Raw genomic sequence first — 23041 nt, forward strand, 5'->3', positions numbered from 1 at the left:
CAAGAATAAAGTCATCTTTATTCCTGCTCTCTTCTTTTTTTCTGCTCAATATTAAGCTCTTTCAATCACAATAGCAGACGCACCACCACCACCGTTACAGATAGCCGCCGCACCTAATTTTGCATTGTTTTGCTCCAATACATTGATTAATGTTACCACAATTCTTGCTCCAGAACAGCCCAGTGGGTGTCCGAGTGAAACTGCTCCTCCGTTTACATTAACTTTATCTGCATTGAGGTTTAATATTTTCGTATTTGCCAATCCTACTACCGAAAAAGCCTCATTGAACTCGAAGAAATCTACATCTTCAATTTTCACATTAGCTCTGTCTAACGCTTTTGGCAAAGCTTTTGCCGGTGCAGTTGTAAACCACTGAGGTTCTTGTGCAGCATCAGCATATCCTTTAACGTATGCCAAAGGTTTCAAACCTAATTCCTTAGCTTTTTCTTCGCTCATTAAGACTACCGCAGCAGCTCCGTCATTGATTGTTGACGCGTTGGCAGCAGTAACGGTACCGTCTTTGGTAAAAGCAGGGCGTAATTCCGGCACTTTTTCCAATTTGATATTGGTAAATTCTTCGTCTTTATTAACAATTACAGGCTCTCCCCTTCTTTGCGGAACCTCAACCGGCACAACTTCATTAGCAAATTTTCCAGCGTCCCAAGCTGCAGCCGAACGTTTGTATGATTCAACAGCAAAAATATCTTGGTCTTCACGGCTGAAATTGTACTCACTGGCACATAAATCGGCACATACACCCATTGCGTTGTTATCATAAGCATCGGTTAAGCCGTCTTTTTGCATTCCGTCAACGAAAGTAACCGGACCGAATTTTGCCCCGTTTCTCATATGAGCATAATGCGGAATCAAGCTCATATTTTCCATTCCACCTGCTACAATAATATCCGCATCGCCACACTGAATTGCCTGAGAAGCTTGCATAATAGCTTTCATTCCTGAAGCACATACTTTGTTCACAGTAGTTGCCGGAACTTCATTTGACAATCCGGCAAACAAAGCTGCCTGGCGAGCAGGAGCCTGACCTTCACCAGCCTGCACCACATTTCCCATAATTACTTCATCAACCAATTCTGGCTTAAGATTTATTTTTTCCAATGCTCCTTTAATCGCAACAGCACCCAGTTTTGGTGCGGGAACAGTTGATAATGCTCCCATGAAACTTCCGATTGGCGTTCTTGCTGCAGAAACTATAACTACTCTTTTATTCATAATATACAAATTTATTTAAGTTGCGAATTTAATCAAATATGACGCAAAAACCAATAAATTAAATAACAGATTATTTTTTGTGGCGAAATCTGCTATTTTTATACTGTTGATTTATAATCAATTCTGAAACATTAAAAAAATACCCGAAAAAATATTTGCGTTAATATAAAACTTGTTATACATTTGCCACCGCTTTTAAGTTCTTTAAGCACACAAAAAAGGAGAGGTGCCGGAGTGGTAACGGAGCAGATTGCTAATCTGTCGGCGGGTAACCGTCGCCAGGGTTCGAATCCCTGTCTCTCCGCATTTTCGGGGTGTAGCGTAGCCCGGTCATCGCGCCTGGTTTGGGACCAGGAGGTCGCAGGTTCGAATCCTGCCACCCCGACAACACTTACACTAAGTGACGTCATAAACCCGCAAATTCTATGGATTTGCGGTTTTTTTGTTTTTTTTCGTATCAAAATATCCCAATTTATATCAATCTATCTGTGAGCGATTAAGTGAGTAAATTTTATGTTTTAAATTTGCTCACGGAAAATAGCGTAAGTAAATGTATATCAGAATATTAAATCATTTATTTTAACACTTTTTATCGCCTTTTGACTTCTTTTTTATGAGCAACTAATGATTAGAATTAGTGAACTGTATCAAAGTACAATGGTTAAACACAAAATGAATGGATATGAGAACAATGAACACTTTTGGTATTCACTTTGTCATCAGAGTGACGAAACAACAGAAAAATGAGATGGGAGCCGTATATGCAAGAATTACGGTAAATGGAAAAAGTCTGAAATTTCCCTGAAAGCTAAAGTCTTACCCAAAAATTGGGATGAAGTAAAAGGCAAAGCAAAAGGTAAACGGGAAGATGTTATCAAACTTAACAATCATATTGAACGGGTTCGTTCATTGATTACTGATTGTTATCATCAATTGATACAACAACGCCAAACGATTACCGTAGATGCTGTTAAATCATTGTACCTTGGAGAAGATAAAAAGGAAGGAATGACTTTGATAAAGCTTTCGGAATATCATAAGCAGGTTGAAACCGGAAGACTTGCTCCGGGTACGTTGAAAAATTATACTACTACTGTGTCGTATCTGAAAAAGTTTATCAGAAAACATTACAAAAAAGAAGATATTTATCTTGAGAAACTGAATTATAAGTTTATGCTGGATTTTGAAAACTTTTTACACAGTCACAAACCTACAGACCATCAACGACCATTAAATAAGAACGGTGTAATGAAGCATTTGGAACGGTTGAAAAAACTCGTTAATATGGCTATTACAATGGATTGGCTGGAAAAAGATCCGTTTGCCAAATACAGACTGCATTTTGACAAAGTAGAAAGAGGGCATTTGTCAAAAGAAGAATTGGCTGTTCTTGAAAAGAAAAATTTTTCTATTGAGCGNGCATTAACATTGATTCAATATATCAATAAATTCATATTTGACAGACCAATTAATAATATTAAAAATCAAACAATTTAATTACACCCAACGGGTTATTTCTTAATAAACTTTTTGGTGGTATTACCTACTTTAAGCGAATTAAGTATGACTTATGTTAGTCACATGACTCTATTTGATTAGCTGTTATAATAATATTTTGTCCTGGATATTGTAGTTGATATATGAATAAATATGCAGATCTCATCTGTTCCATTTCAGCTTCTGTTATACAAGTTTCCGTTATTGCTATCTTATGCCCATAACTGGTTCCTGTACCACTTCCGTCAGATAAATAAAACCATAGTGAAAATTCATATATGTACGTTGGTTCACTATCGTTTGATATTTGACTGTTGTCAATTGCATTTTCAATGTTTGAAATACTCAACTGATTAATTTCTGTTTCTCCATTACCTGCAAAGGAGGCGATTGAACATAAGGCAATAAAGCCTGTCATAATTAAATTTCTCATAAGAATTGTATTTAAATTAATTTTTAAAGTTTACATATTTAAAATAGCCATTTTCAATTTTTCGTATTGCTAAATCTGGGTGATCCGGAGGTAAATTGTGCTCTTCTTCATTAGGTGGTGGTGCTAACTCAAAGGAAAAATGACCTTCAATTTGCCCGGCAAATTCATTGACCTCGGTTATGGTTAGTGAACCACCTCTGTTGATATTTTGTGTCGTTTCTTCGGCGGTGAATTGAAATGTAGCATACGGCCAATCAAGTCTTTTGTACTTTAATAAGGCTGTGGAGTACGAATCTAATTCATTGTTTATTATAAAACCGTCGGTAGGGTAAAAACCTTTTTCGGCAGAAGAAATGTTTATTGACAAAGAAATTTGATCAAAATCATTATTTTCATCTTTTGCATTTGCAGCAATGTATAAAATTCCGTTGGGGTTGTAAAAGCTTTCTACGTCATTCGCTCTTGCCCCATAAGTTACACCGTTTAATTCAAATCGTACAATTGCTTTACCCTTAATATAATCATCAGTGACAACCGTGTCTATTGGCTCTTTGTGGCATGCTGTAAATGTGACAAATAATAATAGGCTTAAAATATAAAATAATTTATTCATGCTCAGTTATCATAATTGAATCCTTTCCAAAGTTATTTTTTTATTTTATTATTCCGAATAAAAAGTGTTTTTTTTAATTTAATGAAAAAATCCCTCGCAAAATAGCGAGGGATTGGTCAATGATTATTTTTTGATAAATTTTTTGGTGGTATTGCCTACTTTAAGCATGTAAGTGCCGCTTTGTAGTGATTCTATACTGATTTGCGTATTGCTTTCACCATTGATTGTACCCGAAAGAATATTTCTTCCTGTCATATCATAAACGGCATACTCTGTGTAGATTGTTTCGTTAAATGACAGATTAACTATTTCTGTTGCCGGATTCGGATATATAGAAAAACCTGTTTTTTCTACACCATCCACAGATGCCGGATTAAGCTCAAAACGATAAACCGTGTTGGGTTGGGGTACATCGTCAAGCGTGAGCAGTTCCTCAGGGTTATCGGGTAGATTGTTCTCGGAAAACTCTAAATAAACGGGATTCTCAATCGAGCCGGTAACGTAACCTTTATGGATTATTCCTGTATAATGAGAAAACTCTATGCTGACCATGGAAACCCCATAGGTATTTAATATTGACGTTGTGCTAATGTTGTGGTATCCATAGTGATATTCAATACTGGAATCTTCTTCATAGAGCCAAACTTGATAGTTAAGGTAAGTAGAAAGAGAAGTAGAGCTGCTGTAGTCGAACTCAGCTAGCAGACCTGCATTCTTTACTTCTAACTTTAAAATCCGACTACCTTCTTCGCCTTCAATTTTGTATGAAATAGGGGATGTTGCTGGATCTGAAAAACCTCTTCCCATAACAAAAGCATGAAAAGCATGAAAGTAAACACTTATTTCCATATTACCAGTTCCAAAATCCCTCCCTGAAAACCCAAAGGAACTTAATTCCTCACCAAAAATAAATAGAGAAAATGGAGATTCAAACGGTCCATATGGTTGATTAATCCATGCCTCCCCATTGTTCATAGAAACCGTATCGGATAAGTCTTCGTAGGTGGCTTCACTTTTGGTAAAAGTGTAGAAATTTTGTGCTGCTGCACCCATTGATACAGCTAATAATGCTGCCAGAAAAATATTTTTTTTCATAGATGATGATATTACTTTTGTTAGGGCTCAAAAATAAGAGTTTATTTCTTTAAAAAACAAAAGGCCGAAAAATTATTAATTTTCCAGCCTTTTGCGTTTGATTTTTGATTTGTTTATTTGGTCAAATACATTTTTCTTCGTGTATAAAGTTCATAAAATTGGTCGTCTTTCAAGTCGTCGATAAACAAAATGCTTTCGCCGGTTGATTTCATTTCAGGGCCTAAAGCTTTGTTTACGCCCGGGAATTTATTGAAAGAGAAAACCGGTTTTTTGATAGCAAATCCGTTGAGTTGCGGATTGAAATCGAAGTCGGTTACTTTGTTCTTGCCCAGCATCACTTTGGTTGCATAATTCACATAAGGCTCACCGTAGGCTTTTGCGATAAAAGGCACCGTTCTCGATGCACGAGGGTTCGCCTCGATAATATAAACCGTATCGTCTTTAATCGCGAACTGAATGTTGATTAAGCCAATGGTTTTCAAGGCAATGGCGATTTTTTTCGTGTGGTCTTTGATTTGCTGTAACACGAACTCGCCCAGATTGAACGGAGGCAGCATCGCGTTACTGTCGCCGGAATGAACTCCGCATGGCTCAATGTGCTCCATTATTCCGATAATATATACATTTTCGCCATCGCAAATAGCATCGGCTTCGGCTTCAACAGCTCCGGCGAGATAATGGTCGAGCAACAACTTATTGCCCGGAATGTCACGCAATAAATCTACCACATGTTCTTCCAGTTCTTTTTTGTTGATGACAATTTTCATTCCTTGTCCGCCCAATACATACGACGGACGAACCAATAGCGGAAAGTCCAGTTCGTCAGCTAATGCTGATGCTTCGTCAGCGGTAGTTGCTACGCCGAATTTCGGGAAAGGAATGTTTAATTCGGTCAATAAATGAGAGAAACGTCCGCGGTCTTCCGCCAAGTCCAAAGCTTCGTAGCTTGTTCCGATAATATTGATGCCGTATTTGTCTAACTTTTCAGCTAATTTCAAGGCTGTTTGCCCGCCAAGCTGAACGATAACACCTTCCGGTTGCTCGTGTTTAATGATGTCGTAAATATGTTCCCAGAATACCGGCTCGAAATATAGTTTGTCGGCTGTGTCGAAATCGGTAGAAACCGTTTCTGGATTACAGTTAATCATAATGGTTTCATAGCCACATTCAGATGCTGCCAACACGCCATGCACACAGGAATAATCAAATTCAATTCCCTGCCCGATACGGTTAGGTCCTGAGCCAAGTACGATGATTTTCTTTTTGTCTGAACGTTTACTTTCGTTGTCGGTATAAACTTTTCCGTCGGCGGTTTCAATATCGCTTTCGAAAGTAGAGTAGTAGTATGGCGTTTGTGCCACAAACTCTGCTGCACAAGTATCTACCAATTTATAAACACGATTGATGTTTTTCTCTTCTCTTAGTTTATATACCTGACTTTCCAGGCAGTTTAGCATGTGTGCAATTTGTCTGTCGGCAAAACCTTTTTGTTTGGCTTCGAGCAATAATTCTCTTGGTAGAGTTTCTAAAGAATAGTTTTTGATTTCTTTTTCGAGGGAATAAATCTCCTCAAATTGTTTCAAAAACCACATATCGATTTTTGTAATTTCGTGTATGGTCGAAAGCGGAATGCCATATTCGATAGCATCGTACAACACAAAAACTCTATCCCAGCTGGCGTGAGTGAGCTTGTCGATAATCTGGTCATAATTTTTATATCCTTTTCCGTCGGCACCCAATCCGTTTCTTTTGATTTCGAGTGATTGTGTCGCTTTATGTAAGGCTTCCTGGAACGAACGTCCGATGCCCATCACTTCCCCGACAGATTTCATTTGTAAGCCTAAAGTTCTTTCGGCACCCTCGAATTTATCAAAATTCCAACGAGGGATTTTTACGATAACATAATCCAGTGTCGGCTCAAAAAGGGCAGATGTGTTTTTGGTAATCTGGTTTTGCAGTTCGTCCAGATTATATCCTAAAGCCAATTTACTGGCGATTTTTGCAATCGGATAACCGGTGGCTTTTGATGCCAAAGCTGATGAACGCGACACACGAGGGTTAATTTCAATAGCGACAATGTCTTCTTTCTCGTCAGGCGAAACGGCAAACTGCACGTTACAACCTCCGGCGAAATTACCGATACCACACATCATTTTTATTGCCATATCACGCATTCTCTGCATAGTTTTGTCTGACAAAGTCATGGCAGGGGCAACGGTAATACTATCTCCGGTGTGGATTCCCATTGGGTCCATATTTTCGATAGTACAGATGATAACTACGTTGTCATTTTTATCTCGGAGTAATTCCAATTCATATTCTTTCCAGCCTAAAAGAGCTTTGTCAATCAATACTTCATGGATAGGCGACGCTTCTAATCCACGAGTAAGCAATTTGTCAAAATCTTTTTCTTCAAAGACAAAAGACGCTCCTGTTCCTCCCAAAGTAAACGATGGTCGGATAACAAGCGGAAAGCCGAATTCCTGGGCAATTTCTTTTCCTTCAAGAAAAGAAGTAGCTGTTTTTGCCGGGGCAAAAGGAATGTCAATGCTTCTTAAAAATTCTTTGAACTGCTCTCTGTCTTCCGTAACATTAATGGCGTTGGTATCCACACCGATGAGTTTTACATCAAAGTCTTTCCAAATACCTTTTTCATCAGCTTCCAGACACAGGTTTAATGCCGTTTGTCCGCCCATTGTTGGTAGTACAGCATCGATTTCCGGGTGTTTTTTCAGGATTTCGACGATAGATTTGGTGTCCAATGGCAGAAGATAAATATGGTCTGCCATAGAAGGGTCGGTCATGATTGTTGCCGGGTTGGAATTAATAAGAATTACTTTAATTCCTTCTTCTCTCAGTGAGCGGGCGGCCTGTGAACCAGAGTAGTCAAATTCACATGCTTGTCCGATAATAATTGGTCCTGAACCGATGATAAGGACTGTTTTGATTGATTGGTCTTTTGGCATGAGATGTTGTTATTTTTGACGTAAAATTACGTCTTTTTTGATTGATAAAAATAGGTGTAATTTTGAAAAAAGTACAAAAAAAGGCGTTACGCTCAAAGTAACACCTTTTGTTTTATGATTGATAAATCATTATTTTTTATGTCTTGGTTCACAAGAAACAGTTAATTTGTGACGACCTTTCGCTCTTCTGCGGGCCAACACTTTTCTACCGTTTACTGTAGCCATTCTATCTCTGAAACCATGCTTGTTTCTTCTTTTTCTTTTTGATGGTTGAAACGTTCTCTTACTCATTACTATTGTCTTTAAATCTTAGTTCTACTTAAAAATAAAGCCATCAAACGAAATGGCTGATTGCTCACTAAAGCGGTTGCAAATATATAAACTTTTTTGCACTTACAAATTCTTTTTGCGAAAAAATATTTTTTTTCTACAGATTATTTCCAGCCGCCACCCAATGCCCGGTATAATTGAATACGTGCCACCAGTTTATTTTTTCTTAACGTGTTCAGACTAAGCTGATTTTCCAAAGCATTCCGCTGTGCATTAATTACCTCGAGATAGGTGGCAAATCCACTATTAAACAGTAGGTTGGCTTGTCTTACCGCTAATGATGAATTGTTTACCTGTTCTATGGCGATGTCTATCTGTTCATCGGTTGTTTTGACCATAATGAGTGCCTCTGTGACTTCATTGATGGCTTTATTAACTTGTTTTTGTAATTCAATTTCGGCTTTATCCCGTTCTAATAAAGCAGTTTCATAATTGGTTTTGAGTCTTTTTTTGTTGAATATAGGCTGAGTTATTCCGCCAACTAAACCACCAAACAGCGACCCCGGAATGTTGAACCAGTTTTCCACCAACATTGCATTTACTCCACCTGTGGCACTGATTCTTATTGATGGATATTGCATTGCCTGCGACACACCAACCTGCTCGTTCATGGCTCTGAGTTCATATTCGGCAGATTTGACATCAGGTCTGTTTTGCACGAGCTGCAAAGGAATACCAGAGTGCAACGTGTCGTTATAATAATAATTTTCCAGTTTGCTGTAGGAAAGGTCAAACGATTCAGGGAAACTGCCCAACAGAAAACTCAACTGATTTTCCTGTAAAGAAATCTGTTGTTTGAGTGATGGTATCAATGCCTTTGCTGATAACATTTGTGACATGGTTTGTTGCTTTGCCAAAGCTGTTATTTCTCCGGCTTCGTATTGTAATTCAATCAGGTTGTAAGTGTTTTCCGATAATTTATAATTCGTTTCGGCAACTTCGAGCTGTGCGTGAAGTAAAATCAGATTGTAATATCCTTCTGCGATTTCACTAATCAAACTGGTTCGTATGGCTTTTTGTACTTCTTCGGTTTGCAGATAAGACAAAAGAGCCTGTTTTTGTTGCCTTTTCAGTTTGCCCCAAATATCTAATTCCCAACTGACCTGCAATGAAGTGGATTGTTGAGGGTTATAAGTGTACATATTTGTTGGCGGTTCTGTTCCTTTTTCTGCATACCACTTTGCTGTAGGGTTAGAATAAAAATTTTCTGACCGGAACTGATAGCTGACATCGGCTGCGTTTAAACTCACGTCTGGTAGCCATTCGAGTTTACTTTGACTGTGTCTCAGACGGTATATTTCTATATCTTTCACAGCGGTCTGAATATCGAAATTATTTTCTAAACCTCTTTCTATTAAAGCGTTTAACTGAGGGTCATTGAAAAAATCTTCCCAGTTTATATTCGCAATATTAGTGGAATCCTGACCGGATAAGCTATCTATAATCCGATAGTTTTCAGGAAATTCTGCCTGAAAATCGTATTGATTGACTGTGCTTTTACAAGATGATATAGCAATCACACTTAGCAGTAAAAGCAGATTGATTAATTTATTCGTCATAGCGTATCTTACCTTTAATTTTTTCATCTAATCCCTGAAAAACATAAAACAAAACAGGAATTACAAATATACCGATAATTACTCCGAAAAGCATTCCGCCAATGGCTCCGTAACCGATAGATTTATTTCCTATCGCAGACGGACCGACAGTAAATATCAGAGGGGTGATTCCTACAATAAATGCGAAGGAAGTCATCAAAATCGGTCTTAACCGGACTTTCGCCCCTTCGATGGCTGCTTTCACAATCGAGTAACCGTTTTTACGCCTTTGCAGGGCAAATTCCACAATCAAAATGGCGTTTTTCGCCAGCAAACCGATGAGCATAATAAGAGCAACCTGTACGTAGATATTATTGTTCAGTCCCGCCATATTAATCAAACTGTAAACGCCTAATATACCGGCAGGTACAGATATCAAAATAGCCACAGGAAGTAAAAAGCTCTCGTATTGTGCTGCCAACAGGAAATATACGAATAATAAACTTATTGCGAATATATATATCGCTTGGTTTCCGGTATTTTTTTCTTCCAGAGTCATTCCGGTAAATTCATGAGAGTAATTTCCGGGAATTTCGCTGACAATTTCTTCTATTAAATCAATGACATTTCCGGTTGAATATCCGTCAGCCGGTGTGGCTTTAATAGAAATAGCATTAAATAAGTTGTATCGGGTAACTGTTTCCGGACCATATATCTGTCTGAGTTTAACCAGCGTATTGACCGGCAGCATTTCGCCTTTGTTGTTTTTTACAAAAATACTGCTGAAAGTTTCAGGTGTATCGCGGTACTGCACATCAGCTTGCATATACACCCGATATTGACGTCCGAACCGGCTGAAATCGCCTGCCTGCACACGACCGTAATAAGCTCTGATAGTCGTCATCAGGTTTTTAGCACTTACTCCTAATGCTTTGGCTTTGACATAATCGATATCTAAAATATATTGCGGAAAATTAGCATTAAAAGAGGTAAAAGCATTAGCAACCACTTCAGAATCGTTCAGACGCTGGATAATGTTCTGAGCCTGTTCATCGAATTTGTCAAAACCACTATCTAACCTGTCTTGTAAAACAAATTCCACCCCACTGAAATCTCCGAATCCCTGAATGGTAGGACGAGGAAAAACACTGAATTTACCTTCGTTCAGCTGAGATAATTCTTCCTGAATATCGTTAATAATTTCAGAGATATCTTTTACTCCGCCTCTTTCTTTATAAGGTTTCAGGTTGATATATCCTACAGCAAAAGACGGGCTGGTAGCGGCATCAATAGCATTGTATCCCGAAATACTTGTCATTCCGGCAATTTCCGGTCTGTCTTTTAACAGGCTGTCTGTTTGTGCCAATACTTTTTTCGTTCTTGCCAAAGTTGCACCCGGAGGCATAGTAACTGTATAGGTTAAAAAGCTGTCATCTTCCGTAGGGATAAATGTAGAAGGTGTACGGTTCATGAGGACGAATCCTAAAGCGATGATTCCTGCCAGCACTAATAAAGTCAGTTTTGTTCTTCTTAACAACACGTGCAGAATTCTGGCATAAAACAGTGTGAATTTGTCGAAATAGATATTAAAACCACTAAAGAATTTTCTCTTTCCGCTTTCCATTTTATTTATCCATTGTCTGGATCGCTGTTTTGGATAAGGCGGGTGTTCATTACTATGATGTGTTTTTTTCAAAAATAAAGCACACATAGCCGGAGCAAAGGTAAGTGCATTAACAGCTGAAATTAATATAGCAATGGCTAAGGTGTAGGCAAATTGCCGGTAAAATATTCCTGACGGCCCCTGCATGAAACCGACCGGAAGAAATACCGCCGCCATAACCAATGTAATGGAAATAATTGCCCGACGTATCTCACTCATCGTTAATATAGTAGCCTGACGAGGGGATAACCCGGTTGTCTGCATTTTTTCATGAATAGCTTCTACAACGACAATGGCGTCATCTACCACAATACCGACCGCCAGCACGAGAGCAAACATGGTCAGTACATTAATGGAAAAACCAAGAAGATAAATGAAGAATAAAGTACCTAACAAGGATACCGGTATCGCTAAACTCGGGATAAGAGTTGAACGGAAATCCTGTAAAAACACAAAAACCACTACAAAAACCAGCAGAAAAGCCTCAAAAATAGTATTTTTTACCTGATTGATAGATTCATCTATCTGGTCTTTAACGGAATAAGTAATGTCGTAATGAATACCCGAAGGAAAAGTTTTGGATAATCGTTCCAGCACTTCTCTCACGCCGATATCAATATCCCGTGCGTTGGAACCACTTGTCTGAGAAATGTTAAGTGTCAGTCCGGGGTAGCCGTTTACACTGTTGTCACTACCCACGTTTGAAGCACCGAACTCAATACGAGCAACGTCTTTCAGAAACAAAAATGAGCCGTCTTCATTGGTTTTAATCACCAGGTTTTCATATTCTTCAGGCAGGCTGAATCTCCCGTTATGTCGTAGAGAAGTTTCAAAAACCTCGTCTGATGTTTCACCGATTTTTCCGGGAGCGATTTCAAAACTTTGGTCTTTTATGGCACTGATAACTTCCTGAGGTGTTAATCCATATGAGGCAAGCCTTTCAGGATTAAGCCATGTACGCATGGAATAATCCCTTGCACCAACTCGCGATACTGCAGCAACGCCCGGAACCCTTAGTATTTCGCGGTTGATATTAATCTGAGAAAAGGCCTGCAGAAATGTTTCATCATATATTTCATCAGGATTATCAGCATAGATGTTGATAGTCATTATGTTACCGCTTTGCCGGGGAGCAACAGTAATTCCGGATTCATTAACCTCGCTGGGAATTTGCCCGGAAGCTTTCGATACCCTGTTCTGAACATTCACGGCTGCCTGGTCGGGGTCGGTACCGGCTTCAAAATTTACAACGATACTTCCCGAACCGCTGTTGCTGGCTTTGGAAGAGATATAAGTCATTCCGTCCACACCATTGATGGCTTCTTCAATAGGTAATAAAACACTTTGAGCTACCGTTTCCGCACTTGCTCCGGGGTAAGATAAACTTACGGTTACACTTGGTGGAGCGATTTCAGGAAATCTGGTAATAGGCAGGAAAAACGCCCCAATAGCACCTAAAAGCACCAATATAATTGATATTACTGCGGATAGAATAGGGCGGTTGATAATCTCTTTAAGCATATTTCTTAGTTTTGAGGAACTACAATTGTTCCTTCTGAAATTTTATTGAATCCGGTTCTTACTATTCGGTCGCCGGGTTTTAATCCTTCTGAAACGATGAATCGCTTGCTTGTTGAACCTTCTGTTTTGATTTCTCTGAGTTGTACTCTATTCTCATTATCCAGCAAATAAACAAAGATTTTGTCTTGAATATTGGTGGTTACTTCCTGGGGAATCAAAATTACTTTTTTCCTCGTTTCCATTATTCTGATTGTTCCTGTATTACCGGAACGCATTAAATCTTTGGAATTCGGAAAACTTGCCCGCAATGAGATAGAACCGGTACTGCGGTTAATCTGTCCGCTGATTGCGTCGATGATTCCTTTTTCGGAATATTCAACTCCGTCTGCCAGAAACAAGGTAGCTTCGGGTAATAATGTTCCTAATGAAGAACCTTTTAAAGAATCGGGCGACTGATTGTTGGCTTTGGAAAAATATAAATAATCTGTTTCGCTCATTGAAAAATAAACATAGACGTCACTTACATCTGACAAATAGGTAAGTGGCTCTTTGTCTGATTTTGAAACCAGATTACCGATTCTTTTCGGAATCCGTCCTATATAACCGCTTACCGGAGCTTTTATAGTGGTAAACTCCATATTGATTTTTGCCGACGCAACTGCCGCACTGGCTTTGGCTAAAGAGGCTTTGGCTATTTCATAATTGGATTTAGCTGTTTCTAATTTTACCGGGGCAATAACCTCGTTATCGATAAGTGGTTCTAATCTATCGACTTCCAATTGTGCATTTTTAAGCTTTGCCTTTTCTACATTTTCGTTAGCTAATGCATTATTGTATATTTCTCTGTAGGCAGATACATCTATTTGAAACAAAGGTTGCCCTTCTTTAACGAAATCGCCTTCATCTACAAAAATTTGTTCCAATATTCCTTCTACCTGAGGGCGGATTTCTACATTGATTTTTCCTTCAATGCTTCCCATATATTCTTTTTCGATAATTGCCGTAGTCGTATCTACATGAATGATTGGCAGTAGTAAGTCGTTAGATTCCTCATCTGAATTCTTATTGAAATCGCATGAAACAAATACCGAAGCAATGATAACTAATAATAAGCTCCAGTCCAATAAACGTTCTTTATTCATAATTTGTGTAATATCTAAATTGTATAATCAATATATCTGCCAATACTTCCTTGTTGTGTTTTTATTTTAACATATTTGTTTTTTGTTAAATTAAAGCATTGAATAATAGTTGTTTAATTCAAATGATAATGTTTTGTTAATTGATTTATGCTTTATAATTTTCTCTTTTTCTTGTAGAAAGTTTCTACAAACTCCATAAAATAAAAAATGCTTTTCTACTTTTATTGTTGTTTAATTCCACTGTTTTCAGTTCATTATGGTGTGTATTAACAACCAATATCGGCAAATCTAATAATAATTAATTTATAGTAAGGAATACTTCATGCCAAAACAAAGTAAAAGTTGTCTTAAATTTACGGTCATTGTTTTTTGTATTATATTTTTAATTTATTGATTATTAGATTTATATCTTTTTCTGATGATATCCAATCAAAAGATTAACAAACTGATGATAGGAACGCATACCTTCTTTTTGGTTGTTTAATTTAAGAAACTGCCCGTAAAATTGCTTTGACCAGTCGGAAGTAATGTTTTTGTTGCTTTGCCAGAATTCATCTACAAGCTGAATGTCTTTTTTTGTACCTTCATTAATTTGGCTGAAGTAAAAATCAGCATTTTCATAATCATTCCGGAAAATTTCACGCAAACAATAACGCAATGCATATAGGTTGGCGGCATATTGAAAAGACAAATTATCCTGATGCAGCAACGCCATATAACCTAAAAAATTAGCCTCACTTTCGCTGGCATAACCCAGCTGATGAGCGATTTCGTGAGCAGTTGTTACACAAAGAGAAATAGCGGGAACCTCGGTATTAACCTGGTTTTCGTGCGTGAACGGATTGAAATATCCGCCAAATCCCATTTTGGTATTCGCTTTACTGTACAATGAAGGTTTCACACGGCTGATATTTTTGACCGGAAATTGTATTTTTTCTCTCATATTTTGATAACCGTCATAAGCCAATGAACTGAATTTTTCTAAATCTGAATCAATCTCAATCGTTTGTCCGTCAGTAGATACCTCTTGCTGTAATTGATTGACTAAACCAATTAGCCGTTGTGTTTCATTTTGCAAATCCGCTAATGTATATTGCGTAGGAATATTTAATTTGGCGTGCAGTGGCGTCCGGTAATTGCACAAGCCCCACGAAAGGTTAAACCACAGGTAAAAAATAGCTACAAACTGAAGAGCCAAAGTAGCTAACCGAATAAAAATTTTTCTTTTGGTTTTGGTGATGAGAACAATTTTCCTGATGAGCAGTAGAATGACCAAAGCATATAAAATATCCCCGACTGAAAAATCAAAATGATTAAACGAAAAGAATAATAACCGGTTGAGGTTAGCATAAATATATGGTAGATAAAAATCATCAATCCACGAAGGATTTATTTTTGCCAGATACACCCCGAAATAAGTTAATGCCAAAACGAATAGCCAGCAGATAATTTTTTTCATTTTTTTCTGAATTTTCGCAGTAAATATAGCTATTAATCTATGAAATCCTTGTAATTTTACAACAACAATATAGGTTCCTTTTTAAATTACATTTTGATTTTAGTAAGCACAAAAAATAATTAAAACATATTTAGAATAAATAAAAATAACTTATATTTGCCTCAGAAATTTTTTTAGCAACAAATATTGTGGGAAAAAATAAAAAGGACAAAGAAGTAATTTACTTTTGCGACGGGAAAAAATGCGGACGATGTAATGAAGAACCTAAAACTTTGTTAGAGAATTTGTTGAAAAGCAGCGATTGTAGGGTTTCGCTCAAAAAAATGAAATGTCAGGGATTGTGTAAGAAAGCCCCGGTTTTTTATCTTCCGTCTTCAAAAAAATACAAAAAAAGAGTCGATATTGCCAAAGCTACCAAAATGGCAGAACAGATTATCGCCTAACTTGCATCGAATTTTTAGTTCGGTTTTTTTTAGTTTCTATGGATTTTTTATCTAATTGCAACACTGTCATTCAACGCAAACTTGTCATTCCGCAGGAATCTAAAAAAGATATTTCCATTGTATGACAAGCGTTTTGTAAGCTCCAGAAAACGATTCCGGTAAATCATATAAGTTATTTGTGTAAATTTGTTGAGTATGTAAATAACAAAACCGATAAATGAAAACGACCCCCGAACACAATGAGCGTATCGCAAAAATGACTTTCGCTGAAGTTTATCCACATTATGTGACAAAAGTAGAAAACAAAGAACGGACAAAGCAAGAATTGCATCAGGTTATAACCTGGCTGACCGGATTTGATGATGATAAAATTCAGGAATTAATTGCTGAAAAAGCCACTTTTGAAACATTTTTTAATACCGCCGAATTAAACCCGAATGCCGGCTTGATAAAAGGTGTAATTTGCGGTTATCGGATAGAAGAAATCGAAAATCCTTTGACAAAACAAGTACGATATCTGGATAAATTGGTGGACGAATTAGCCAAAGGTAAAAAAATGGATAAAATACTGAGAGGGTAAAACGGACAGAATGAGAAACGAAGATGTAAATAACTATTTGTCCCGCCTCGGAAAATGGCAGACAGAACTGATTAAACTTCGTGAAATTATTTTGAAGTGCGAAGTGGAAGAAGAGTTCAAATGGAAACACCCATGTTACACAAACAATGGGAAAAATATAGTCCTGATTCATGAATTCAAAAACTATTGTGCGATATTGTTTCATAAAGGAGCATTGTTGAAAGACCCGGAAAAAATTCTGGTTCAGCAAACAAAAAATACCCAATCGGCACGACAAATCCGATTCACGGATTTGCCTGAAATCATAGAACTGGAATCAACAATTAAAGAATATATCCGTGAGGCTATCGAAATAGAAAAAAAGGGATTAGCGGTAAAAACAAAGACGGTTTCAGACTATGTAATTCCAGAAGAATTAGAGCAAATTTTCAGAGAAGATTCAGCGTTTAAAACTGCATTTGAAAAACTAACAAAAGGCAGGCAAAAAGGTTATTTTTTGTATTTTGCCCAGCCGAAACAATCAAAAACCAGGTTTGCCCGAATTGAAAAAAATAAACAACGTATTTTGGACGGATATGGATTAACTGATTGTGTCTGTGGGCTGTCAAAACGAAAACCAAACTGTGACGGTTCTCACAAACAATTAGAAAACACAAACTCATCGGATTCAGAATTTTAATAAATCGCATATTTCGGATTTTGTTGCTTTGATACATGGACGAAATTTGTAGCATCAAAACAAGGAAAATGAAAAATTCAGAGCAAATTCATTATGAGAAAGTAGCGGAAGCTATTGCGTTTATAAAAGAAAATTTCCAGCAGCAGCCCAATCTCAATGAAATAGCAGAAAACGCAACTTATAGTCCGGCTCATCTTCAGCGGATATTTACGGAATGGGCAGGAACCAGCCCGAAGAAATTTTTGCAATATACAAGTGTGGAATATGCCAAAAGATTGCTGAGAGAAGAACAGGCAACGCTTTTTGACGCGGCATTTGACACCGGTTTGTCGAGTACGAGCCGTTTGCATGATTTGTTTGTGAATATTGAAGGAATGACCCCCGGCGAATACAAAAGTGGAGGAAAAAACCTGACTGTTGACTATAGTTTTTCAAACAGCCCGTTTGGGAATGTGATTGTCGCCTCTACCTCAAAAGGAATTTGTTATCTGGCTTTTGAAGATGATAATTTATTGGCTTTGACCGGATTAAAAAATAAATTCCCGAATGCTACATTTCGGAAGCAAACCAATATTATGCAGCAGAGTGCCTTACGGATTTTTCAAAGTGACCAGGTAAAGCTGCAGGAAATAAAATTACACCTGAAAGGTACTGATTTTCAGTTGAAAGTTTGGGAAAGCCTGCTGAAAATTCCGTTTGGGAAATTATCTACTTACGGCAAAATCGCTAAAGAACTGGACAACCCGAATGCCTCCAGAGCGATTGGAACGGCGATAGGAAATAATCCGGTTGCTTTCCTGATTCCATGCCATAGGGTAATCCAATCGACAGGAAAATTTGAAGGCTACCGCTGGGGCACAACCCGGAAAACCGCGATAATAGGGTGGGAGCAGGCTCAGATTCACAAAGATTTATAAAAGCAAAAATCCGCTTTCATCAGAAAACGGATTTTTTTGTTGGCCTACTAGGACTCGAACCTAGAACGACTGAACCAAAATCAGCTGTGTTACCATTACACCATAGGCCATCCTATTCGTATAACCACTAATTTATTAACCAAAAGTATTGTATTACAAAACTTCGTTGGCCTACTAGGACTCGAACCTAGAACGACTGAACCAAAATCAGCTGTGTTACCATTACACCATAGGCCAATAAACTCGTGAACGTTGCAAAACAAAGTGGTTTTGCCTTTGCGGTTGCAAATGTAATATAAAAAAAATACAACGCAAATCTTTATGAATAAAAAATTAAAAAAATCGTTTTATGTGCATAATCCTTAAAAAATCGTTTTCTTTGTATCTTTATTAAAATGCCAAAGAACAAGAAAGATAAAAACAGGATATGCAAACAATTAATTTCAAAAAATGGAATAACATTTTAGGTTGGGTAGCTTTTGCTGTGGCTTTAATTACTTATACACTTACGGTGGAACCGACTTTAAGTTTTTGGGACGCAGGCGAATATATCGCAACTTCTACCAAATTGCAGGTAGGACACCCTCCAGGAGCACCGTTGTATCAGATGTTGGGAGCATTCTTTTCCATGTTTGCAGGTAGCTCTGAAAATATCGCTTTTGCGGTAAATATGGTGGCGGCGGTGTCGAGTGCATTCGCTATTCTGTTTATGTTTTGGAGCAGCACTAACATTCTCACGAAAGTGGTCAAAAGCTATAAAGAAATCAACAAAAACACTGCTTGTGCAATTTTAGGAAGTGCTTTTATCGGAGCTTTGACCTTTGCTTTTTCTGATACTTTCTGGTTCAGTGCTGTTGAAGCTGAAGTATATGCAACGGCAACCATGATGATTGCTTTGCTGTTGTGGCTCGGTTTACGCTGGGTGGACGACATCGACGAAGCACGTGGCAACAAATGGTTGCTCGTCATTGCCTTGGTCATAGGAATGTCGTTTGGAGTACATTTCATGGCATTGTTGACTATCCCGTCTATCGGATTTTTGTATTATTTCAAAAAATATCCGCAGGTAACAATTATCAATTTTATTGTGGCTAACGTAGTGGTAGTCGCCATTTTGTTTTTTGCATTTATGTTTATGCTACCATGGACGATGCAGTTTTTTGGTAAATTCGAGATTTTTGCAGTCAATTCATTAGGTTTGCCGTTCAATTCCGGGACAATTCTGGCTTTTGTTTTCATTGTGGCATTCTTTATTTTTGGTCTGAGATATACAAGACAAAAGGAAAAACACGCAGCAAATACCGTTATTCTTAGTATGTTGTTTGTTTTTATCGGATTTTCATGTTGGTTGATGTTGCCTATCAGAGCCAATTCAGATATTACGATAAATGAAAATAAACCGTCAGATGCGGCAGAGTTACTGGCTTATTACAATCGGGAGCAATACGGTTCACGTTCGTTGTTTTATGATACTTATTTTACAACGGCTTATCGTCAGGAACTGGATAAGAATCAACCTTATGTCGATGAATTGCCAAACTATGAGCGTGATACGGTTTCGGGTAAATATGAGATTGTTAATCAGTACAAAAATGCAGAACAAAATGTTTCGAGCGAACTCAAAGGCTTTCTGCCGAGAATGTGGAGTATAGACGGTTCACACCCGTTAAACTATATGATATATACCGAACCGTTGGATTTTAAAATCAAATCGAAGTTTGCTGGTGATCAACAGTTGCAACAACTGGCTTATGATTTGAAATCAATGCTTAAGTCCGGTGAAATTTCTCTGCAAAGGTACCATGCGGAATTTCTGCAGAATCCGGAATTTTCGGAATATTTTGAAATACAAAACCCGACTTTTGGCAACAACATGAAGTTTATGTTTGAATACCAGTTTGGATATATGTACTGGCGTTACCTGATGTGGAATTTTTCCGGCCGGCAGAATGATATTCAGGGGAATAACGACAGAATGAACGGAAATTGGGTCACCGGAATTACACCTTTGGACGAAATCCGTTTGGGCTCACAGAAAAACCTTCCTTCTGATGTATTGAACAACAAAGGGCGGAACCATTATTATATGTTACCGTTTATCCTCGGGTTAATTGGAATTATTTTTCATTACCGTCGCGACAAAAAAACGTTTTATGTATTATTGGCATTATTCCTGTTTACAAGTTTTGCCTTGAAAATATTCTTGAACGAACGTCCTTTTGAACCTCGTGAACGCGATTATGCCGTGGTGGCATCGTTTATGATATACGCGATTTGGGTGGGTTACGGCGTGTTTTCCGTGTATGATGAATTATCCAAACGTTTGAATGCTAAGATTGCTTTGCCGGTGGTGTTAGTTTTAGGTATGTTCGCCTCGCCGATATTGATGGCAAAAGAAAACTGGGACGACCACGACCGTTCCGAAAAATACACGGCTCTCGCCACAGCCAAGGCTTACCTTGACTCGTGCGAGCCCAATGCGATTATTTTCACTATTGGCGACAATGATACATTCCCGCTGTGGTATTTGCAGGAAGTGGAAGGTTATCGTACAGATGTTCGGGTGGTTTGCACCGCTTTGTTACAGGCCGATTGGTACATCGACCAGATGAAAGTGAAAGCCTATGAATCCGACCCGTTGAAAATCCGATTTAACCATAAGCAATATAACGGAAAAAAACTGTATCAGGCTTTTGTTGTGCCGGCAATCGAAGAACGAATTGAACTGAATTCATTGTTGGATTATATCGCGTCAGATGACCCGAGAACCAAATTTCAGACAGAAAATTTACAAGAGTTTGTACGTATTCCAACCAACAAAGTACGTATTACGGTTGATAAGGAACAAGTGATGAAAAACCAGGTTGTTTCAGATAAATATCATGACGATATCGTTCCGTATATTGATTTTGATATGAATACTTCTTATTTGTACAGAATGAGAATCATCATGATGGATATCATTGCCAATAACAATTGGGAACGCCCGATATATTTCACAGGTGGGGCAATTTCTGATGAAGATTTCCTCTGGATGAAAGATTATCTGCAATTAACCGGATATGCTTATCAGTTGGTGCCAGTAAAGACACCGGTAGATAAAAGTGACCCGAATCCGTTGAATATGGGCGGAATTGATACAGATAAAATGTATAGAACCGTGATGAGCTGGGATTGGGGCAACTACGGAAGCGAAAACATTTACCATGACCCTGAAACACGTAAAAACTCCTTGTTTTTCCGGATTTATCTGGGAAGATTGAGTGAACAACTCATCGCAGAAGGTCAGCAGAAAAAAGCCAAAGACGTGATAGATACCGCACTGGCAAATTTCCCGATTGATTATTACGGCAATTATGAAACCGTTGAACCATTTGCCGAAATGTATTATGTACTTGGCGAAAAACAAAAGGCAGATGAAGTTATTACGCGTTTGACAACAAAATATGACGAGCAGTTATATTTCTACCAATCCATGAAACCTGACGAACAGAATGAATACGGATATGAAGTTTTGGCGAATCTGCACCGAATGGAAAATCTGATACTGATGGCAAAAGAATATGACAGCACGATTACCTCTCCGATAGAAGAAAAACTGAAAGGTTATCGCAATTATTTTGTTCGGTTTTTGCGAGCAGCAGGCGTAGATGATGAATCGCTGAAAGCACAAGAACAAATGGAAAGAGAAAAACAAGAACAAATGGATTCGTTAATAGAAGCCGACGGTCTGAAAGAAGATGTTTTCAGACAGATGTAATAAAAAAAACAAGGTATGCTCGAAAATAAAAACCAAAAAACATCATTGGAAAAACTGGGCGAATTCGGATTAATCAACCATTTGACTCAGCATTTTGAAGTAAAAAATCCGTCCACATTAACAGGAATAGGAGATGATGCAGCTGTTTTGGATTTCAAAAATAAAAAATCATTGGTAAGCACCGATTTGCTTATTGAAGGCGTGCATTTTGACTTAAGTTATATGCCACTCAAACACCTGGGTTACAAAGCCGTGGTGGTTAATCTTTCCGATATTTGTGCCATGAACGCCACGCCTACGCAGGTAACGGTTTCTATTGCAGTTTCCAATCGTTTTACCTTGGAAGCAATCGAAGAATTATACGCGGGCATTAAACTGGCGTGTGAGCGTTATCAGGTAGATTTGATTGGCGGAGACACCGCATCTTCGCAAACCGGATTGGTTATCAGTGTAACGGCAATCGGAGAAGCGAATAAGTCAGATATCGCTTATCGCTCGGGAGCAAAGGACAAGCAATTAATCATTTTGACCGGCGATATTGGTTCTGCCTACATGGGGTTACAGGTTTTAGAAAGAGAAAAACAGGTTTTTCTGGTTAATCCGAACAATCAACCCGATTTGGATATGTATAGCTATATCATTGAAAGACAGCTTAAACCCGAAGCCCGAACAGATATTAAAAAGCTCTTGCAGGATTTGGACGTGAAACCCCAGTCGATGATTGATGTTTCCGATGGCTTATCTTCAGAATTGATACACATTTGCACGCAATCAGGCGTGGGTTGCCAGATTTATGAGGATAAATTACCGCTCGACCCTGAGTTTATCAATGTTTGTGAAGAATTTAATTTAGACAGCACCACGATTTCTATTAATGGCGGAGAAGATTACGAACTGCTGTTTACCATCAAAATGGAAGATTTTGACAAAATCAAAGGTAACCCGAATCTTACCGTAATCGGACACACTACCGAACAAACTGCCGGTATGAATCTGGTCACGAGAGAAAATACTCAGATTCCTCTCAAAGCACGAGGTTGGAATCATTTGGGAAATGAGGAATAAAAATAAAAGAGAATTAGGATTAGTTTATTGAGCTAATTCTTTTTTGTTAGTTTAAATGGCTATATGTTGGCTAAAACAACAAATAAAAAACCCTAACTTATTAAAAGTTA

The 23041-nt window shown here is 38.0% G+C and carries 17 protein-coding genes, 4 tRNA genes and 1 pseudogene; 10 read left to right on the plus strand and 12 right to left on the minus strand.

Annotated features, from left to right (window positions below; translation table 11 throughout):
- Positions 1-51 precede the first annotated feature (51 nt).
- Positions 52-1230, minus strand: a complete 1179-nt coding sequence (locus CDL10_RS05165; protein WP_100677553.1) for an acetyl-CoA C-acyltransferase — start codon at positions 1228-1230, stop codon at positions 52-54.
- 220 nt (positions 1231-1450) lie between these two features.
- Here CDL10_RS05165 and CDL10_RS05170 point away from each other — a divergent pair.
- The 4 genes and pseudogenes from CDL10_RS05170 to CDL10_RS11585 form a co-directional block, all read left to right on the plus strand.
- Positions 1451-1534: transfer RNA gene (locus tag CDL10_RS05170), tRNA-Ser, on the plus strand.
- Between the two features lie 6 nt (positions 1535-1540).
- Positions 1541-1615 (plus strand) — tRNA-Pro (locus CDL10_RS05175).
- 291 nt (positions 1616-1906) lie between these two features.
- Positions 1907-2035, plus strand: a complete 129-nt coding sequence (locus CDL10_RS11560; RefSeq protein ID WP_262483254.1) for a hypothetical protein — start codon at positions 1907-1909, stop codon at positions 2033-2035.
- A pseudogene (locus CDL10_RS11585) lies at positions 2032-2553 on the plus strand (phage integrase SAM-like domain-containing protein); the annotation flags it as partial. The gene CDL10_RS11560 and the pseudogene CDL10_RS11585, both read left to right, overlap by 4 nt.
- Positions 2554-2803: 250 nt before the next feature.
- On the opposite strand, the gene CDL10_RS05185 reads toward CDL10_RS11585, so the two are convergent.
- From CDL10_RS05185 to CDL10_RS05225, 9 genes are all read right to left on the minus strand, one after another.
- Positions 2804-3160, minus strand: a complete 357-nt coding sequence (locus tag CDL10_RS05185; RefSeq protein WP_100677555.1) for a hypothetical protein — start codon at positions 3158-3160, stop codon at positions 2804-2806.
- A gap of 16 nt (positions 3161-3176) precedes the next feature.
- Entirely contained in the window at positions 3177-3773 is a 597-nt protein-coding gene (locus tag CDL10_RS05190) for a hypothetical protein (protein ID WP_100677556.1), read from the minus strand.
- Between the two features lie 123 nt (positions 3774-3896).
- Entirely contained in the window at positions 3897-4868 is a 972-nt protein-coding gene (locus CDL10_RS05195; RefSeq protein WP_100677557.1) for a T9SS type A sorting domain-containing protein, read from the minus strand.
- A gap of 113 nt (positions 4869-4981) precedes the next feature.
- Positions 4982-7834 carry a carbamoyl-phosphate synthase large subunit gene (gene carB / locus CDL10_RS05200; RefSeq protein WP_100677558.1) on the minus strand — a complete coding sequence of 951 codons (2853 nt, stop codon included), beginning with the start codon at positions 7832-7834 and terminating at the stop codon, positions 4982-4984.
- Between the two features lie 129 nt (positions 7835-7963).
- Positions 7964-8125: a 50S ribosomal protein L34 gene (rpmH, locus tag CDL10_RS05205; protein ID WP_100677559.1), complete on the minus strand. Its 162-nt coding sequence runs from the start codon at positions 8123-8125 to the stop codon at positions 7964-7966.
- A gap of 143 nt (positions 8126-8268) precedes the next feature.
- On the minus strand, positions 8269-9723 hold the full coding sequence (locus CDL10_RS05210; protein WP_100678651.1) for an efflux transporter outer membrane subunit: 1455 nt from the start codon (positions 9721-9723) through the stop codon (positions 8269-8271).
- The gene (locus CDL10_RS05215; protein WP_100677560.1) at positions 9713-12886 is read right to left on the minus strand and encodes an efflux RND transporter permease subunit; all 3174 of its coding nucleotides are present in this window, start codon (positions 12884-12886) and stop codon (positions 9713-9715) included. Before CDL10_RS05215 ends, CDL10_RS05210 begins: the two co-directional genes overlap by 11 nt.
- A 5-nt stretch (positions 12887-12891) precedes the next feature.
- A complete protein-coding gene (locus CDL10_RS05220) occupies positions 12892-14028 on the minus strand; it encodes an efflux RND transporter periplasmic adaptor subunit (RefSeq protein ID WP_100677561.1) in 1137 nt (378 codons plus the stop codon).
- 403 nt (positions 14029-14431) lie between these two features.
- Complete coding sequence (locus CDL10_RS05225; protein ID WP_100677562.1) at positions 14432-15487, minus strand: DUF3810 domain-containing protein; 1056 nt, start codon at positions 15485-15487, stop codon at positions 14432-14434.
- A gap of 188 nt (positions 15488-15675) precedes the next feature.
- Between CDL10_RS05225 and CDL10_RS05230 the strand changes: the two genes are divergently transcribed.
- The 4 genes from CDL10_RS05230 to CDL10_RS05245 all read left to right on the plus strand — a co-directional run bounded on the left by CDL10_RS05230 (position 15676) and on the right by CDL10_RS05245 (position 18106).
- A complete protein-coding gene (locus tag CDL10_RS05230; RefSeq protein WP_100677563.1) occupies positions 15676-15930 on the plus strand; it encodes a (2Fe-2S) ferredoxin domain-containing protein in 255 nt (84 codons plus the stop codon).
- Positions 15931-16147: 217 nt separating this feature from the next.
- Positions 16148-16510 carry a DUF2200 domain-containing protein gene (locus CDL10_RS05235; protein WP_100677564.1) on the plus strand — a complete coding sequence of 121 codons (363 nt, stop codon included), beginning with the start codon at positions 16148-16150 and terminating at the stop codon, positions 16508-16510.
- Between the two features lie 10 nt (positions 16511-16520).
- Positions 16521-17189 carry a DUF1801 domain-containing protein gene (locus CDL10_RS05240; protein ID WP_100677565.1) on the plus strand — a complete coding sequence of 223 codons (669 nt, stop codon included), beginning with the start codon at positions 16521-16523 and terminating at the stop codon, positions 17187-17189.
- A gap of 68 nt (positions 17190-17257) precedes the next feature.
- Positions 17258-18106: a bifunctional helix-turn-helix domain-containing protein/methylated-DNA--[protein]-cysteine S-methyltransferase gene (locus tag CDL10_RS05245; RefSeq protein ID WP_100677566.1), complete on the plus strand. Its 849-nt coding sequence runs from the start codon at positions 17258-17260 to the stop codon at positions 18104-18106.
- Positions 18107-18145: 39 nt separating this feature from the next.
- Here the strand turns inward: CDL10_RS05245 and CDL10_RS05250 are convergent.
- A tRNA-Gln gene (locus CDL10_RS05250) sits at positions 18146-18216 on the minus strand.
- A gap of 56 nt (positions 18217-18272) precedes the next feature.
- Positions 18273-18343: transfer RNA gene (locus CDL10_RS05255), tRNA-Gln, on the minus strand.
- A gap of 190 nt (positions 18344-18533) precedes the next feature.
- Here CDL10_RS05255 and CDL10_RS05260 point away from each other — a divergent pair.
- A complete protein-coding gene (locus CDL10_RS05260) occupies positions 18534-21866 on the plus strand; it encodes a glycosyltransferase family 117 protein (RefSeq protein ID WP_100677567.1) in 3333 nt (1110 codons plus the stop codon).
- Positions 21867-21881: 15 nt separating this feature from the next.
- Positions 21882-22931, plus strand: a complete 1050-nt coding sequence (thiL, locus tag CDL10_RS05265) for a thiamine-phosphate kinase (protein WP_100677568.1) — start codon at positions 21882-21884, stop codon at positions 22929-22931.
- The last annotated feature ends 110 nt before the right edge of the window (positions 22932-23041 follow it).

This window comes from Avrilella dinanensis, from assembly GCF_002807015.1.
In the GTDB taxonomy this organism is placed as follows: Bacteria; Bacteroidota; Bacteroidia; order Flavobacteriales; family Flavobacteriaceae; genus Flavobacterium; species Flavobacterium dinanensis.